Source organism: Kocuria oxytropis (genome assembly GCF_040981195.1).
Classification (GTDB): Bacteria; Actinomycetota; Actinomycetes; order Actinomycetales; family Micrococcaceae; genus Kocuria; species Kocuria oxytropis.
This window is the reverse complement of the sequence record NZ_JAVFXA010000111.1, coordinates 1-528: the sequence shown is the minus strand read 5'-3', so window position 1 is coordinate 528 and position 528 is coordinate 1. Positions and strand designations below refer to the sequence as shown.

1 protein-coding gene is annotated in these 528 nt (G+C 34.7%); it reads left to right on the top strand.

Annotated elements, in window-relative coordinates:
• Positions 1-318, top strand: a 318-nt coding sequence (locus QYM41_RS17840) for a hypothetical protein (RefSeq protein WP_368801104.1), incomplete at its 5' end; no start/stop codon positions are given.
• Positions 319-528 lie beyond the last annotated feature (210 nt).

Sequence of the window (528 nt, the reverse complement as noted above, 5' to 3'; positions counted from 1 at the left end):
AAATTCCAAGAAATTGAAGGAAAGAATGTTAATCAAGAGCAAGTTATCAACAGCTCGACGATTTATGCGTTGACAAACAAAAACGTTTCATTCTACGACTTCGATGATGCGTTGGCGAAAAGAATTATCTATGTAAACATGATGTTGAACAAGGACGGGAAATATTCGTTTACAACGTCGGAAATTGAAGAATTGATAGAAAACCAAGCTTCGCTTCAAATGCTTGCCAGAGAGGCTATAAATGCGTATCAAGCGGTGTTTATCAAAGATGGTATCAGAAATACGAAATTCTCGTTGACAAAAGAGCATTTTGAATGAATTGAATCAAAGAAAATTGCAAACAATTCGATGGTTGAAGACATCATCGACAGAAACTTCGAATTCAAAAAAGCATTGGAAGACAAGGAAGATTTCTTCCCGACATCATTGTTGAAACAAGCATATGATGATTCCAAAATTTGAGAAATTGAAAAGAAATATTCTTTCAAGGCATTCAAGCACGACTTCATTGATTACCTATCAAAACAA